At 32.6% G+C, this 15,315-nt stretch carries 13 protein-coding genes; 4 read left to right on the top strand and 9 right to left on the bottom strand.

Features of this window, described 5'->3' with window-relative positions:
• Positions 1-91 precede the first annotated feature (91 nt).
• Together uvrB and MYRA21_RS12795 are read left to right on the top strand one after the other, a co-directional pair.
• Positions 92-2,077 (top strand): excinuclease ABC subunit UvrB, encoded by a 1,986-nt coding sequence (gene uvrB / locus MYRA21_RS12800; RefSeq protein ID WP_006259159.1) that lies wholly within the window; start codon positions 92-94, stop codon positions 2,075-2,077.
• A 32-nt stretch (positions 2,078-2,109) separates the two neighbouring features.
• The gene (locus tag MYRA21_RS12795; protein ID WP_006259160.1) at positions 2,110-2,541 is read left to right on the top strand and encodes a DUF1456 family protein; all 432 of its coding nucleotides are present in this window, start codon (positions 2,110-2,112) and stop codon (positions 2,539-2,541) included.
• 114 nt (positions 2,542-2,655) lie between these two features.
• Here MYRA21_RS12795 and sucC read toward each other — a convergent pair whose 3' ends face one another.
• The 3 genes from sucC to MYRA21_RS12780 form a co-directional block, all read right to left on the bottom strand.
• A complete protein-coding gene (sucC, locus tag MYRA21_RS12790) occupies positions 2,656-3,849 on the bottom strand; it encodes an ADP-forming succinate--CoA ligase subunit beta (protein WP_006259161.1) in 1,194 nt (397 codons plus the stop codon).
• Between the two features lie 143 nt (positions 3,850-3,992).
• Complete coding sequence (locus MYRA21_RS12785; RefSeq protein WP_006263406.1) at positions 3,993-4,613, bottom strand: L-threonylcarbamoyladenylate synthase; 621 nt, start codon at positions 4,611-4,613, stop codon at positions 3,993-3,995.
• Between the two features lie 30 nt (positions 4,614-4,643).
• The gene (locus MYRA21_RS12780) at positions 4,644-6,980 is read right to left on the bottom strand and encodes an ATP-dependent helicase (protein WP_039329283.1); all 2,337 of its coding nucleotides are present in this window, start codon (positions 6,978-6,980) and stop codon (positions 4,644-4,646) included.
• 120 nt (positions 6,981-7,100) lie between these two features.
• Between MYRA21_RS12780 and MYRA21_RS12775 the strand changes: the two genes are divergently transcribed.
• Positions 7,101-7,637: a hypothetical protein gene (locus MYRA21_RS12775; protein WP_039329280.1), complete on the top strand. Its 537-nt coding sequence runs from the start codon at positions 7,101-7,103 to the stop codon at positions 7,635-7,637.
• Between the two features lie 6 nt (positions 7,638-7,643).
• Positions 7,644-8,426, top strand: a complete 783-nt coding sequence (locus tag MYRA21_RS12770) for a DUF4197 domain-containing protein (protein ID WP_006259165.1) — start codon at positions 7,644-7,646, stop codon at positions 8,424-8,426.
• 229 nt (positions 8,427-8,655) lie between these two features.
• On the opposite strand, the gene MYRA21_RS12765 is transcribed toward MYRA21_RS12770, so the two are convergent.
• From MYRA21_RS12765 to MYRA21_RS12740, 6 genes are all read right to left on the bottom strand, one after another.
• Positions 8,656-9,456 carry an ABC transporter substrate-binding protein gene (locus MYRA21_RS12765; RefSeq protein WP_006265129.1) on the bottom strand — a complete coding sequence of 267 codons (801 nt, stop codon included), beginning with the start codon at positions 9,454-9,456 and terminating at the stop codon, positions 8,656-8,658.
• Positions 9,453-10,274, bottom strand: a complete 822-nt coding sequence (gene pyrF, locus MYRA21_RS12760; protein WP_006259167.1) for an orotidine-5'-phosphate decarboxylase — start codon at positions 10,272-10,274, stop codon at positions 9,453-9,455. Before pyrF ends, MYRA21_RS12765 begins: the two co-directional genes overlap by 4 nt.
• Before the next feature lie 74 nt (positions 10,275-10,348).
• Entirely contained in the window at positions 10,349-11,422 is a 1,074-nt protein-coding gene (prfA, locus tag MYRA21_RS12755; RefSeq protein WP_006259168.1) for a peptide chain release factor 1, read from the bottom strand.
• A gap of 95 nt (positions 11,423-11,517) precedes the next feature.
• Entirely contained in the window at positions 11,518-12,126 is a 609-nt protein-coding gene (locus MYRA21_RS12750) for a YceI family protein (RefSeq protein ID WP_006259169.1), read from the bottom strand.
• 203 nt (positions 12,127-12,329) lie between these two features.
• Entirely contained in the window at positions 12,330-13,514 is a 1,185-nt protein-coding gene (locus tag MYRA21_RS12745) for an aspartyl protease family protein (RefSeq protein ID WP_039329277.1), read from the bottom strand.
• 149 nt (positions 13,515-13,663) lie between these two features.
• Positions 13,664-15,136 carry an aminoacyl-histidine dipeptidase gene (locus MYRA21_RS12740; RefSeq protein WP_006259171.1) on the bottom strand — a complete coding sequence of 491 codons (1,473 nt, stop codon included), beginning with the start codon at positions 15,134-15,136 and terminating at the stop codon, positions 13,664-13,666.
• Between the last annotated feature and the right edge of the window lie 179 nt (positions 15,137-15,315).

The following is a 15,315-nucleotide window of genomic DNA, read 5'->3' as shown; positions in this document are numbered from 1 at the left end:
TAGAATTCAATCTAATCATATTAAAGCGCAAGATTATTCTTGCGCTTTTTTTATTTTTAATAAGTAACTTTGTATACTTATTAAATCAACTATGAAATTCAAATTAAATTCAGAGTATAAACCAACAGGGGATCAACCTGAAGCAATAAAAAAACTTGCTCAGGGAATCAATGCAGATGAAAAATACCAAACATTAGTTGGAGTTACTGGTTCTGGAAAAACATTTACTGTTGCAAATGTTATTAACGAAGTAAACAGACCTACACTAATACTTGCTCACAACAAAACATTAGCAGCACAACTATACACAGAATTCAAAAGTTTTTTCCCTAATAACTCAGTAGAGTATTTTGTCTCATACTATGACTACTACCAACCTGAAGCATTCTTACCTGTTACAGGTACCTATATAGAAAAAGATCTATCTATCAATGAAGAACTAGAAAAAATGCGATTAAGCACTACTTCTGCCCTACTTTCAGGAAGAAGAGATATTATTGTAGTAGCATCTGTTTCTTGTTTATACGGTATAGGTAACCCTATTGAGTTCCAAAAAAACGTAATCACTCTTGAATTAGATCAACAAATAAGCAGAACAAAACTATTGCATAGATTAGTACAAAGTTTATATGCTAGAACTGAAGCCGAATTCACCCCAGGAACTTTTAGAATAAAAGGAGATACAGTAGAAGTATTCCCTAGTTATGCAGACAATCCATTTAGAATACATTTTTTTGGAGATGAAATTGAAGATATTGAAGTATTCAATCCCTCAACTTCTGCTGTAATAGAGAAATACACCAACCTTAATATTTATCCAGCTAATATGTTTGTAACATCGCCAGATGTACTACAAAAAGCTATATGGGAAATACAACAAGACCTTGTTAAACAAGTTGATTACTTCAAAGAAATAGGAAAACACTTAGAAGCTAAACGTCTAGAAGAACGTACTAACTTTGATTTAGAAATGATCAGAGAGCTCGGCTATTGTTCTGGTATTGAAAACTATTCAAGATACCTAGATGGCAGAGAACAAGGAACACGCCCATTCTGTTTACTAGATTATTTCCCAGATGATTATCTAATGGTTATCGATGAGAGTCACGTTACTGTATCACAAGTACATGCCATGTATGGAGGTGATAGATCTCGTAAAGAAAATCTAGTAGAATATGGATTCAGACTACCTGCCGCACTAGACAACAGACCTCTTAAATTCGAGGAATTTGAAGCAATGCAAAATCAAGTAGTATATGTTTCTGCAACCCCAGCTGATTATGAATTACAAAAATCAGAAGGTATTTATGTAGAGCAATTAATCCGTCCTACTGGATTACTTGACCCCATAATCGAAATTAGACCGACAGAAAATCAAATAGATAATTTAATCGAAGAAATCCATTCAAGAGTTGAAAAAGATGAAAGAGTATTAGTCACTACTCTAACCAAAAGAATGGCTGAAGAACTAGCTAAATATTTCACTCGTGTAGGAATAAGATGTAGATATATTCATTCAGATGTTGACACGTTAGAGCGTGTTGAAATTATGCAAGATTTACGAAAAGGATTATTTGATGTATTAATTGGAGTAAACTTATTAAGAGAAGGACTAGACTTACCCGAAGTTTCTCTAGTAGCTATTTTAGACGCTGATAAAGAAGGTTTTCTTAGAAGTCATAGATCACTTACACAAACTGTTGGAAGAGCCGCTAGAAACGTAAATGGAAAAGCAATTATGTATGCAGATAAAATTACAGATAGCATGCAAAAAACTATAGATGAAACAAACTATAGACGAGAAAAGCAGATGAATTTCAACAAGAAGCACAACATCACTCCTACTGCTATTAACAAAAAAATATCTAGTGAATTAGTCAAAGCTTCTTATGAAGACATCCAAAAAGAAACTATTCTTCAAGCAGCAGAAGAAACTCTTAAATACAAATCCAAAGCTGATATAGAAAAAATAATAAGAGAGAAGAGAAAAGAAATGGAAAAAGCTGCTAAAGACTTAGATTTTATCAATGCAGCTCGTTTAAGAGACGAAATAAAAGCTTTAAAAGATAAACTGTAGATAATTTAATTACCTTTGCAAAAATAGATAGAATGAATAATAACGACATATTAAAGAAACTGAGAGTTGCTTTACAATTACGCGACGATCAAATAGTAGAAATTTTAGAATTAGTTGATTTTAGAATTTCAAAAGGTGAAATTGGTAACTTTTTTAGAAATGCTGACCATCCTAAATACATAGAATGTGGAGATCAAATTCTAAGAAACTTTCTAAATGGTTTAGTAATTCACTTAAGAGGAACAAAAGAAGCCCCTAAGAATCCATTAGAAGTATTAGCTTCCAATAAGTCTGAAATAAAACCATTTAAACAACAGACAACGGACAAGAAAACTAAACCAGCGCCTAAAAAAGAAGGAAACTCAGGTAAAAACGTAGATTTCAAAAAGAAGACTACTTCTAATAAAAAGACTACTCCTAAATCACCATTAGCAGGAATCAAATTCAAAAATGGAAAAAAATAAAAATAAAGCTATTCTTTAAAAGAATAGCTTTATTTTTTTATCTCTCCTATAAAAACACATAATAAAAAAGGCCAGCTCAAATGAGCTAGCCTTTTTTATATTCTTTTATCTAAATTATGATAAAGCCACTTTTACTTGGTCTGCAGCTTCCTGGAAAGCAATAGCAGATAAAATAGGCATACCTGATTGATCGATAATTTCTTTTGCTAATTCAGCATTAGTTCCTTGTAAACGAACGATGATTGGCACTTTAATATCGTCACCCATGTTCTTGTATGCATCAACAACACCTTGAGCAACACGGTCACAACGAACGATACCTCCAAAGATGTTAATTAAAATAGCTTTTACGTTAGGATCTTTTAAGATAATACGGAAAGCGATTTCAACACGTTTAGCATCAGCAGTTCCTCCTACGTCTAAGAAGTTAGCAGGTTCGAAACCAGCATACTTAATTAAGTCCATAGTAGCCATTGCTAATCCAGCACCGTTAACCATACATCCTACAGTACCATCTAAATCCACATAGTTTAATCCTGCTTCTTTAGCTTCTACTTCGATAGGTCTTTCTTCAGTAACGTCTCTGTACTCAGCATAAGTTTTTTGTCTGTATAATGCATTATCATCTAAAGTCACTTTAGCATCAACAGCTAAAATTTTATCATCAGAAGTTTTTAATACAGGGTTAATCTCGAACATTGAAGAATCACTTCCAATGTATGCTCTATATAAAGCATCTACGAACTTAACCATTTCTTTGAAAGCATTTCCAGATAATCCTAAGTTAAAAGCAATTCTTCTAGCTTGGAATCCTTGTAATCCAACTGCTGGATCGATTTCTTCTTTGAAGATTAAGTGTGGAGTTTTCTCAGCAACTTCTTCGATATCCATACCTCCTTCAGTAGAATACATAATCATGTTACGTCCTTTAGCTCTATCAAGTAATACAGACATGTAAAACTCATTAGTTTCGCTTTCTCCAGGATAGTAAACATCCTCTGCTACTAAAACACGGTTAACTCTTTTTCCTTCTGGTGGAGTTTGTGGAGTAATTAAATCCATACCGATAATCTTACCAGCGATTTCTTTTACTTCGTCTAAGTTTTTAGCCAACTTAACTCCTCCTCCTTTACCTCTTCCTCCTGCATGGATCTGAGCTTTAATTACATACCAACTTGTACCAGTTTCTTCTGTAAGTTGTTTTGCTTTTTCAACTGCTTCTTCTGCGTTGTTAGCTACTAATCCACGTTGTACTCTTACACCGTAGCTAGCTAATATTTCTTTACCTTGAAATTCATGTAAATTCATAGTGTGATACGTTTAGCTTTTAATATAAACAGTTACAAAAATAACAATTCAGTTTGAAAAACCCTAATTTAATTAAGCTTATATAGCTTGTAACTGTAAATTAACCTTGTTTATTAATTCGTTTTTATACTTATTTGATTCTTTTAGAAGATATCAGTATCTCCCTTACCTGCTCTTATAATTTCAGGTTCTTCTCCTGACAAGTCAATTACTGTTGATGCTTCATTATTTCCATACCCTCCATCAATAACAATATCAACTATATTTTGCCATTTTTCAAATATCAATTCTGGATCAGTAGTATACTCTAATATCTCATCTTCATCATAAATAGAAGTAGATACTATTGGGTTACCAAGTTTTCTAACAATTTCTCTTGCAATATTATTATCAGGCACACGAATCCCTACTGTTTTTTTCTTCTTAAACTCTTTAGGAAGTTCATTATTTCCAGGAAGAATAAAAGTATAAGGACCAGGTAATGCTTTCTTTAATATTTTAAATGTAGAAGTATCTATCTGCTTCACATAGTTAGAAATATTACTTAGATCATAACAAACAAAAGAAAAGTTAGCCTTATCTAGTTTTATTCCTTTAATCTTAGCAATTCTTTCTAATGCCTTAGAATTTGATATATCACATCCTAACCCATACACAGTATCAGTAGGGTAGATAACTAGACCTCCCTCTCTTAATACCTTAACCACTTTATCAATTTCCTTTTCATTAGGATTCTCTGGATAAATCTTTATAAACTGTGACATACTTATATTTTTTATACTCTATACAATTTACTATAAAACTTGAAGCTTAGCAAATCTTAACAGCAGTTTTTTTATTCCTCCAACATCAAATCGAATCTCTGCTTTCTTATCTGCACCAACACCTTCAAGATTAATAATAACCCCTTTACCAAAACGTTCATGCATAACTACCTGGCCTACTTCTAACAGTTGATTACCATTTGTAAGACTAGTAGTCTTAGTTGGTGAAGCATCTACAGGCTTTAATTTCCTTATATTCCTATTCTCTTTTGGTTCTTCATTATCGGTTACATAAGCAGGAGGAGTACCCGCAACAGGTTTTTTCAATCTCAACTTACTCTTATCTACATCACCAAAAATATCAGCATTAATTGTTGGCTTATATCTATAGTTCGTTTCTATTGGAGTCAAATACTCTAAATATTCATCCTTAATCTCCTCTATAAATCGAGAAGGATCACTATCTACTAATTTACCCCATCTATATCTTGATTGAGCATAAGTTAAATAAGCCTGATGCTCTGCACGTGTTAAAGCAACATAGAACAATCTTCTTTCCTCCTCTAACTCACTTCTAGTATTCATACTCATTGCACTTGGAAACAGATCTTCTTCCATTCCTACACAGAACACAGTAGGAAATTCCAGTCCTTTTGCTAAGTGGATTGTCATCAAGGCCACCCTATCATCATCACCCGTATCTTTATCTAAATCTGTAGCTAAAGCTACATCTTCCATAAACTCACTTAAAGCTCCTCTTGCTCCATCTACCTCTCGTTGCCCATCAATAAAATCTTTAATACCATTAAGTAATTCCTCAATATTCTCCATACGTGTAATACCCTCTGGAGTAGTATCCTTACGCATCTCTTGAACAAGCCCAGTTTTCTTAACAATATGCTCTGTCAATTGATAAGCATCCATTGTCTCTTCCAAGGCTTGAAAAGCCTTAATCATATTGCTAAAATCACTCAATTTATTTCGTGTACCAGCAGTAATCTTTAAGTCAATTTTATCAATATGTTCAACTACTTCAAATATAGAACGCTTATAGTGATTAGCAGCAATTGTTAATTTGTCCAAAGTAGTATTTCCTATACCTCTTGCTGGATAGTTAATTACACGTACTAATGCTTCCTCATCTTTAGGGTTAATTACCAGTCTTAGATAACTCAATACATCCTTAATCTCTTTCCTTTGATAAAACGATAGACCACCATAAATACGATAAGGTATATCCTTTTTACGCAAAGCATCCTCCATAGCACGAGACTGTGCATTCGTTCGATATAAAATAGCAAAATCACTGTTGTTCTTTTGATTTTGCATCTTTTCTTCAAAAATAGTAGAAGCTACAAAACGTCCTTCCTCTCCATCTGTTAATGATCTATGTACTTTTATCTTTGGTCCAAAGTCATTCGCCGTCCATACTACCTTTTCTAGCTTAACTTTATTATTATCAATAACAGAGTTAGCCGCTTCTACAATATTTCGTGACGAACGATAATTCTGTTCTAATCGATAAGTCTGCACACCTTCATAATCTTTCTGAAAGTTCAAAATATTATTAATATTCGCTCCTCTAAAGGCGTAGATACTTTGAGCATCATCCCCAACTACACAAATATTCTGAAAGCGATCTGATAATGCACGAACAATAAGATATTGTGAATGGTTAGTATCCTGATACTCATCCACTAATATATACTTGAATCTATTCTGATATTTAGAAAGCACATCAGGAAAACGAGTCAAAAGCTCATTTGTCTTTAACAATAAATCATCGAAATCCATTGCTCCTGATTTAAAACAACGCTCTACATAATTATTGTAAATTTCCCCTATACGAGGTCTTTTACTCATTGCATCAGCCTCTTGTAACTCAGGGTTATTGTAATAAGCTTTTACAGTTACTAAGCTATTTTTATAGGATGATATTCTACTTAATATCTCTTTTGGTTTATAGATATCTTTATCTAATTGCATCTCTTTTATAATCTGCCCTATAAGACGTTGACTATCTTGAGAATCATAGATAGTAAAGTTACTCGGATACCCCAACTTATCTGCCTCCGCTCTAAGTATCTTAGCAAATACAGAGTGGAATGTTCCCATCCATAGATTTTTAGCTTCCGAACTCCCAACAATTTGAGCAATCCTTACTTTCATTTCACGAGCTGCCTTATTGGTAAACGTTAACGCTAGAATATTAAAAGCATCAACCCCTTGATGCATTAAATAAGCAATACGTAAAGTCAACACTCTCGTCTTCCCCGACCCAGCCCCTGCGATTACTATCATTGGTCCATCCTTCTGAAGTACAGGCGCTCTTTGAGCCTCATTTAACTGATCTATATAATTTTGCATATCTAATTTACTCGAAAATGTCAAAATTACAATTACTATACCTTTATAACAAGTTTTTTGCGACCATAAAAATTATCACAGCAAACATAATATTCCCTATTTTTGCTTAAAAAGATCGCAATGAGCACAGAATTTGTTTTACAGCTATTAGCCTATACTCTACCTGCCTTAATTTCAGCAGCTTTAGCATATACATTCTTTAACCGTATTTTGAGAAATCAAACAAAAAAAGATTTAGTCCTATTAGAAAAACTCAAAACCCAAAATACAATAGACTTACAAGCTTTAAAACTACAAGCTTTTGAACGTTTTATTATACTAATTGAACGTATAGATTTAAAAAAATTAGTTTTAAGAATAACGCCTACTACAGATGATAAAGTGCTATATCAAATCAATTTAATTAATCATATCGAACAAGAATTTGATTATAACGTAGCCCAACAAATCTACATTAGTGAAGAACTTTGGCAAATTATAGTCCAATCAAAGAATAGTATTATAGAATTAATACATCAAATAAGCAATAACCCTAACATTATCGATGCTAGTCACCTTAGACAGGCTTTAATTGCAAAAAATATTATAATAAAAGAAAAGTTAGAAATTGCTAGAAAAGCAATAAAACTAGAAGTAAATACAATAACAGATAAATAAAACACTATGAAAAAGACAATGATTGCTGCTGTACTAACCATGAGTACATTAGCCTATTCCCCAATCATCAATGCACAAACCACTAAAAAAAACAATCTTATCAATTCTCTTACACAAGATAAAGTTGCCAAAGGATTAAAAGAAGCTCTTGATAAAGGAATTGCTGATCAAGTAAGTAAACTATCACAACCAGATGGTTTCTTAAAAAATGAATTAGTTAAAATTGTAATGCCTGAAGAATTTCAAAAAGTAGATAGAGCTTTAAGAAGAATAGGTATGGACAAATTAGCGGATCAAGGATTAACACTAATAAACAGAGCTGCAGAAAGTGCTGTGAAAGAAGCTACACCAATCTTTGTAGACGCAGTTAAGAATATGACATTCACAGACGCTAAAGATATTCTAGTTGGAGGCAAATCAGCTGCAACTGATTACTTAAAGAAAAGCACATCTAAAAGTTTATATACTAAATTCAGTCCAGTGATTAATTCTTCCATAGCATCAGTAGGAGCTGATGTAATCTGGGAAAAAATGACTACTACTTACAATGCACTTCCTCTAGTATCTCCTGTTACAACAGACTTAACAGATTATATTACTAACCAAACAATGGACGGTGTATTCAAAATGATCGCAGTTGAAGAAGGAAATATTAGAGAAAATATCACAGGTTCTAGAGATTCTAAACTATTAAAAGAAGTATTCGCAATTCAAGATAATCTAACAAACTCAACTAAAAAAAACACATCAAGTAATTCTATCGAGAAACTTTTTAAAAATAAAAAGTAACTAGCCAATTATATTGAATAATATCTATATTTTTAAACAAAAAAATAAATATAACATTATTATAACATTCGATTAACTGACCTTTCTAAATATTTTTTTGATATTTGTATCATCAATAATGATTGATTTCATAATAGTTAGGGTTAGTTAAAAAAAGCCGAGTAATTTCTTACTCGGCTTTTTCTTTTTATACTCTCTTCCAGACTAATTTCACCTGACAATCAATATATTATTCTATTCTCTTATGAATTTGCTTAAAATACTCAAAAGCATTAAACAAATGTGTTCCATGCCATGAGAACATTTCTCCATCCACAAAGACAGTTTTCCCATGATGTGTATGTCTTCCTAATTCAAATGCATGTTCTTCCTTAAATGGATATGGCTCTGATGATAAGAATACCAACTCTGGATCTCCTTGAATTCTAATCTTTCTTATCTCTACTTCAGGGTAACGCTCTTCGCGATTAGCATACACATTTGTAAATTTATTCAAAGTCAAAAGGGTATTGATAAACGTATTATTACCTGCTGCCATATAAGGTTCTCTCCAGATAAAATAAGCCGCTTTTTGTGCTTCTCTAGTACTTACAAAAGACATAAAATCCTTGATAGCAAAATCAATCTTATCATTCCATTTCTTTGCTTCTGTACGTTTGTTAAACAACACACCGAAATCTTCTATCATTTGTTTATTATCGTCTAATGTAACAACATCAGTAACCCAAACAGGACAAATATCTTTCAGACTTTCTACAATCTCTAGAGTATTCTCTTCCTTATTAGCAATAATAATATCAGGGTTAAGCGCTTTAATCTTTTCTACGTGTACCTTTTTAGTTCCACCTACTTTTATTTTGACAACACCTAAATGATAAGGATGTACACAGAATTTAGTTATTCCTTTAATCTCGTCTTCAAGTCCCAAATCACATAACGTTTCTGTTTGAGATGGAACTAAAGAAATAATTCTCTTTGGTGCTTGTTCAAAGCGATGCTCTTGCCCTATTTGATCTTTTAATACAATCATACCATTTTTTTTAATATCTCCTCCATTTCTTGTTGAATGGCTTTAGCTTCTAATCCCGCTTTCTCTGCGAAATCTTCTTCCTTAGATGCAAAGATAATACCTCTTGACGAATTGATTAGCAATCCTACATTTTTACTTAATCCATATTTACATACATCCTGTAAATTACCACCTTGAGCTCCTACTCCTGGAACTAATAAAAAACTTTCTGGAACTATTTTTCTAATCTCTTCAAAATACTCTGCCTTAGTAGCTCCCACTACATACATTAAATTTGCTGCATTTTTATACGTTTGAGAAGTTTCTAATACTTCTTGATACAATGGCTTTCCATTCACTTCTTTTGTTTGGAAATCAAATGCTCCTTGATTTGAAGTCAATGCTAAAAGAATAGTATGTTTATTTTCAAAAGCTAAAAAAGGTTCTACAGAATCTTTACCCATATAAGGCGCAACAGTAACACTATCAAATGACATATCTTCAAAGAAAGCTTTAGCATACATAGATGCTGTATTACCTATATCTCCACGTTTAGCATCTGCTATGGTATATACCTCAGGATAGTTAGTATTTAAGTATTCTATTGTCTTCTTCAGAGACATCCATCCTTTTATACCATAAGCTTCATAAAAGGCAATATTCGGTTTATAAGCTACTGCATATTGGTGAGTTGCATCAATAATTGCTTTATTAAAACTAAAAATAGGATCTTCTTCTTTTAATAAAAAAGTTGGAATCTTATCTAAATCAACATCTAAGCCAACACATAGAAATGATTTCTTTTGCTTGATTTGTTCGATTAATTGTTGTGTAGTCATGTTTCGTAGTTATAGTTTAAAAAAAACCACACTATACAAAAGCAAGTGTGGTTTATTATATTTATAAAAGACGATTAAAAAACGTCTCCTTCTTTTAATTTCTCAGTATTACTTACCAATTGTAACTCATCAATAATCTTCTGAATATTACCATTCATAACACCATCCAAATCATAAAGAGTAAGTCCAATACGGTGATCAGTAACACGTCCTTGTGGATAGTTATAAGTTCTAATCTTTGCAGATCTATCTCCACTACTTACTTGAGATGAACGTTTAGTAGCATCTTCTGCCTGTTTCTTCGCTAACTCCATTTCATACAAACGAGAACGCAATACAGATAAAGCTTTATCCTTATTCTTGTGTTGAGATTTCTCGTCCTGACATTGAGCCACAAGGCCTGTAGGAATGTGAGTCATACGTACGGCTGATTTAGTTGTATTTACAGACTGCCCTCCAGGTCCTGACGAACAGAATAAGTCAATACGTACATCATTCATATCGATATGTACATCAAACTCTTCTGCTTCTGGTAATACCATTACAGTAGCAGCTGATGTATGTACACGTCCTTGAGTTTCCGTTTGAGGAACACGTTGTACACGGTGTACTCCAGCTTCAAATTTCAATGTACCATATACATCTTCTCCTGTTACTTCAAAGATTACCTCTTTATATCCTCCAGAAGTTCCTTCATTCACATCTACTACAGATGTTCTCCATCCTTTAGATTCACAGTATTTAGTGTACATTCTAAATAAATCCCCAGCAAAGATACTCGCCTCATCACCTCCTGTACCAGCACGTACCTCTACCATTACGTTCTTAGCATCCTCAGGATCCTTAGGTATTAATAAGAATTTGATTTCTTCCTCTAATTCTGGTAAACGACCTTTTGCCTCATCTAATTGCATCTTAGCCATTTCTACCATTTCAGCATCACTTCCATCAGCTAATATTTCATTAGCTTCTTCCATATTACCTTTAAGATTTATATACTCAGCTCGTTTTTCGACTAACTGTTTTAAATCTTTATACTCTTTATTTAATTGTACGTAACGTTTTTGATCAGCGATTACATCTGGCTGAATAATTAAGTCAGAAACTTCGTCAAAACGTTGCTTAATAATTTGTAGTCTATCTAACATATCCTAAAATAGATAATTTATTTGGTTTGCAAAGGTACAAAAAAAGAGGAATATTTTAGCATACTCCTCTTCAATTACGTTACAAAAGTAACTAATTATTTTTTAATCTCAGCAGAAATCTCTACGTCAGACCAAGTTTTCCCTTCGTGTAAATCTTTACAAGCTGCATGTAAGCTATCAAATGCAGACTGAGCCGTAAAATCAGCGATGATATCTATTGAACCATTTAGTTTAAGAGCATCCCCTTCTACTGTATAAGTAAACTCTTTCTCTTTAGAAATTCCATTCATTGTTAAGTTTACGATTACTTTACCATCTTTAAACTCTCCAAAGAATCCATTGATATTCCCTACCATTTTAGCAAAGAACTCACCTTTTAATTTCTCATCTCTACCAGCATCATTTGTGCTTACAGAAGAAGTTACTACTACGAAGTTAGCACCTTTTAATGCTTCTTCTAATGTAGCAGCATCTGCTTTTACTTCATTTAATTTAATATCAGAAAATGTTCCTTTTACTCCTACTTTCTCAGGCGTTTTAAAAGCAGTCCACTCCATAGAATAAGATAATTCCTTCTGCGCTGGTGCCTCTACTTGTTCAGTTGTTGTCTCAGTAGTTTCTTCTACTGCATTTGTATCTTTTTTCTCTCCACAAGAGATTGCTAGTGCTCCAATTAAAGCTAAAGCTAAAACGGATTTTTTCATAAATATTGAGTTTTAATTATATTGAAACCAAATTACTAATTTTAGTACACTTTATTCTTAAATAAACATTAATATTTTTTAGATACTCTAGTCTTTATACATAACTGTTTATTTAAGAAATAATAATTAAATTAAATTATGAACCTTAAAGCGCTTTGTAATACCGAACGTTTTCTTATTAAAAAGAAAAGCAGAATAGATTTCTATAATAACCTTACTAAATTAATTTCTACAGTCTTAATATCTCCTGCCTTATTCATATATTCTATGATGACTTTTTTATTTTCTTCTTTCAGTATCCTTTCATATTTATCTATATCATTAGTACTAATACCATTGACAGATATAATCCTTTGCCCCTTTTTCAACCCTTTAACCGCAGCTTCTGTATTATGAATTACACTTGAGATTAAAATCTGATCTCTTTTATCATTATACATTAGAGACAAAGGTTTTACAAAAGGATGAAATACCTTTTCAAACAAATCATTAGGTTTAATATATACAAACTGATCTCTGTAATCTAATATCAAGTCAAAACGATGTATAATCTCACTTCCTAAAATTCCCATCAGTCCTTTTACAGCACTTACACCTTCTGTATCTGAAGAAAACGAAATTGATAATTCACTACTCTGAATCTCATAACTACCTAACCTCAAACTCTTAATTAATCCTTTTTCATAACTTGTACTATTACTCAAATTATCACTAGAATAGGTTATCTTTTTATCTATTTTACTTAACAAATCATGCTTTTCTTTATAGGGTGTATTTATTATCACAGTAGCGCTAGCACCACTATCAAACAAGATATCTCCTGAGAATTGCTCATTATTATTCAATGTCATCGTAATAGGCAATTGAATTAAAGCACCATTATAGAATTTAAAAGGAATCTTCTCATAACCACTATAATCTACCTTTGTTCCAAAATTATATAGACTCATCATTTGTGTATTAAAGTCTAGCTTTGTTATATAATTTTTTAAAATCGTAGCTCCTATAATACCGTCAAACTTCTTTTCAGTCATAGCATACAGCCTAGACATATCTTCTAACACTACTGAAGTACTGTCCACATAATTATTTTTATCTAAATAAACCTTATAATTCCTGATTGACTCATAGGTTTTTTTACCTCCTGCTCCAGTTATATCTCTTTTGTAATCTGCTTTTAGACCAAATTCTTTTGCCTTCTGTGTATCTAAAAGTAGAGCTCCTGCTCCTGTATCAAAGAAGAAGAGCAAACTATCTTTTTGATTCTCCATTGGCAACCTCAAAAAAATAGTACTGTGATCTTTTGACAATTCAAATGGCAATTTGACTTTTTGTGCAAAAAAACAATTTACACTTAACAATAATAACAACAACCCTTTTCTAAACATAATTAAGTTAATTTAAAGGCAAAAATAAAACATTTTAACGCTAAAATAAAAACATATCAGAAAACAAAATTTATTATCAAAAAAATTATAGCAACAAAAAAAGGGCATCCTAATATAGGACACCCTTTTCATTATTTTAATCTATTGGATTACTTTTTCTCAGGAATCTGAGTTAAGATCTCTAATAAGAATTTCCAGAATTTTTGTACAGAAGCAATATTAGCGCGCTCTACAGGAGAGTGAGCTCCGCGAATAGTTGGTCCAAAAGAAATCATATCCATATCAGGATAGTTTGTTCCTAAGATACCACACTCTAATCCTGCGTGACATGCTACTACATTTGGCTTCTCACCTACTTGTTTTTCATAGATATCTACTAATACGTCTAATATTTCAGACTCTGAATTAGGTGTCCATCCTGGGTAAGATCCAGAGAATTCTACTTCACATCCCATTAATTCAAATGCAGAACGAAGACTATTTGCTACATCAAATTTAGATGATTCTACAGAAGAACGAGTTAAACACTTAACTACTAATTTACCTTCTCCTAAATCTACTTTAGCGATATTATTAGAAGCTTCTACTAAGTCATCGAAATCTGGACTCATACGGAATACACCATTATGAGCAGTATACATAGATCTTACGAAGAAATATTGCGCCATAGAAGGCATTACTTTCTTTGGAGTATCAGCTGCTTCTAATTTCTCAAATACGACTTCAAAGTTAGGATCTACAGTATGTAACTCTGCTTTAATCTCATCTACAATGGAAGTCATATCAAATACGAATGCCTCATCAAAAGTATTTGCGATAATTACCTCAGCCACACTTTCTCTAGGAATAGCATTTCTTAAACTTCCTCCTTTGATTTTAGATATCTGTAATCCAAAGTTATCAAAAGCATCAAATAACAATCTATTCATGATTTTATTTGCGTTTCCTAATCCTTTGTGGATATCCATACCAGAGTGTCCTCCGTTTAATCCTTTTACAGTAATTCTGTATCCGATAGATCCTTCAGGTGTATCTTCTTCATCATACTCAGCAGATGCAGTTACATCTACACCACCAGCACATCCGATATCGATTTCGTCATCCTCTTCTGTATCTAAGTTTAAAAGAATCTCTCCTTCTAACATTCCTCCCTGAAGACCTTTAGCACCAGTCATTCCAGTTTCTTCGTCTATTGTAAATAAAGCCTCAATAGCAGGGTGTGGAATTTCATTGCTTTCTAAGATAGCCATAATAGCTGCTACTCCTAGACCATTATCAGCCCCTAAAGTAGTACCTCTAGCTCTTACCCATCCATCCTCTACATACATATCGATTCCTTGAGTATCGAAGTCAAATACAGTATCGTTATTCTTTTGGTGAACCATATCTAAGTGAGATTGCATTACAACCACTTTTCTGTTCTCCAATCCTTTAGTAGCAGGTTTTTTAATAATAACGTTACCTACCTCATCTTTTATAGTTTCTAAACCTAAAGACTTACCAAAGTTCATCATGAACTCAATCACACGCTCTTCCTTCTTAGATGGACGAGGTACTGCGTTTAGATCTGCGAACTTGTTCCATAAGTTCTTAGGTTCTAACCCTCTAACTTCTTGACTCATATCTTAATCTCTTTAATTATTCAAAATATTCCTTCAAATTTAGGACATTCTAAATAAATAAACAGTTATTCCTTAATAAAATTCGGTTAAATCCAATTTATCTCTTCCTTAATCAACATCCCCTAAACACTTAGTTTTCCTTTTTGTGACTTGCTAAGTATAACAATTTCAATCCTTCA

It is taken from the genome of Myroides sp. A21 (assembly GCF_000807225.1).
Taxonomy (GTDB): Bacteria; Bacteroidota; Bacteroidia; order Flavobacteriales; family Flavobacteriaceae; genus Flavobacterium; species Flavobacterium odoratimimum.
Note: the sequence above shows the minus strand (reverse complement) of the source record. Positions and strands in the feature narration are given on the sequence as shown.

Coding starts and splice junctions, on each gene's coding strand:
- MYRA21_RS12745 (WP_039329277.1), bottom strand. CDS start 13,514: ATGTTTAGAAAAGGGTTGTTGTTATTATTGTTAAGTGTAAATTGTTTT.
- MYRA21_RS12785 (WP_006263406.1), bottom strand. CDS start 4,613: ATGTCACAGTTTATAAAGATTTATCCAGAGAATCCTAATGAAAAGGAA.
- MYRA21_RS12780 (WP_039329283.1), bottom strand. CDS start 6,980: ATGCAAAATTATATAGATCAGTTAAATGAGGCTCAAAGAGCGCCTGTA.
- MYRA21_RS12750 (WP_006259169.1), bottom strand. CDS start 12,126: ATGAAAAAATCCGTTTTAGCTTTAGCTTTAATTGGAGCACTAGCAATC.
- MYRA21_RS12775 (WP_039329280.1), top strand. CDS start 7,101: ATGAGCACAGAATTTGTTTTACAGCTATTAGCCTATACTCTACCTGCC.
- uvrB (WP_006259159.1), top strand. CDS start 92: ATGAAATTCAAATTAAATTCAGAGTATAAACCAACAGGGGATCAACCT.
- sucC (WP_006259161.1), bottom strand. CDS start 3,849: ATGAATTTACATGAATTTCAAGGTAAAGAAATATTAGCTAGCTACGGT.
- MYRA21_RS12765 (WP_006265129.1), bottom strand. CDS start 9,456: ATGATTGTATTAAAAGATCAAATAGGGCAAGAGCATCGCTTTGAACAA.
- pyrF (WP_006259167.1), bottom strand. CDS start 10,274: ATGACTACACAACAATTAATCGAACAAATCAAGCAAAAGAAATCATTT.
- MYRA21_RS12770 (WP_006259165.1), top strand. CDS start 7,644: ATGAAAAAGACAATGATTGCTGCTGTACTAACCATGAGTACATTAGCC.
- prfA (WP_006259168.1), bottom strand. CDS start 11,422: ATGTTAGATAGACTACAAATTATTAAGCAACGTTTTGACGAAGTTTCT.
- MYRA21_RS12795 (WP_006259160.1), top strand. CDS start 2,110: ATGAATAATAACGACATATTAAAGAAACTGAGAGTTGCTTTACAATTA.
- MYRA21_RS12740 (WP_006259171.1), bottom strand. CDS start 15,136: ATGAGTCAAGAAGTTAGAGGGTTAGAACCTAAGAACTTATGGAACAAG.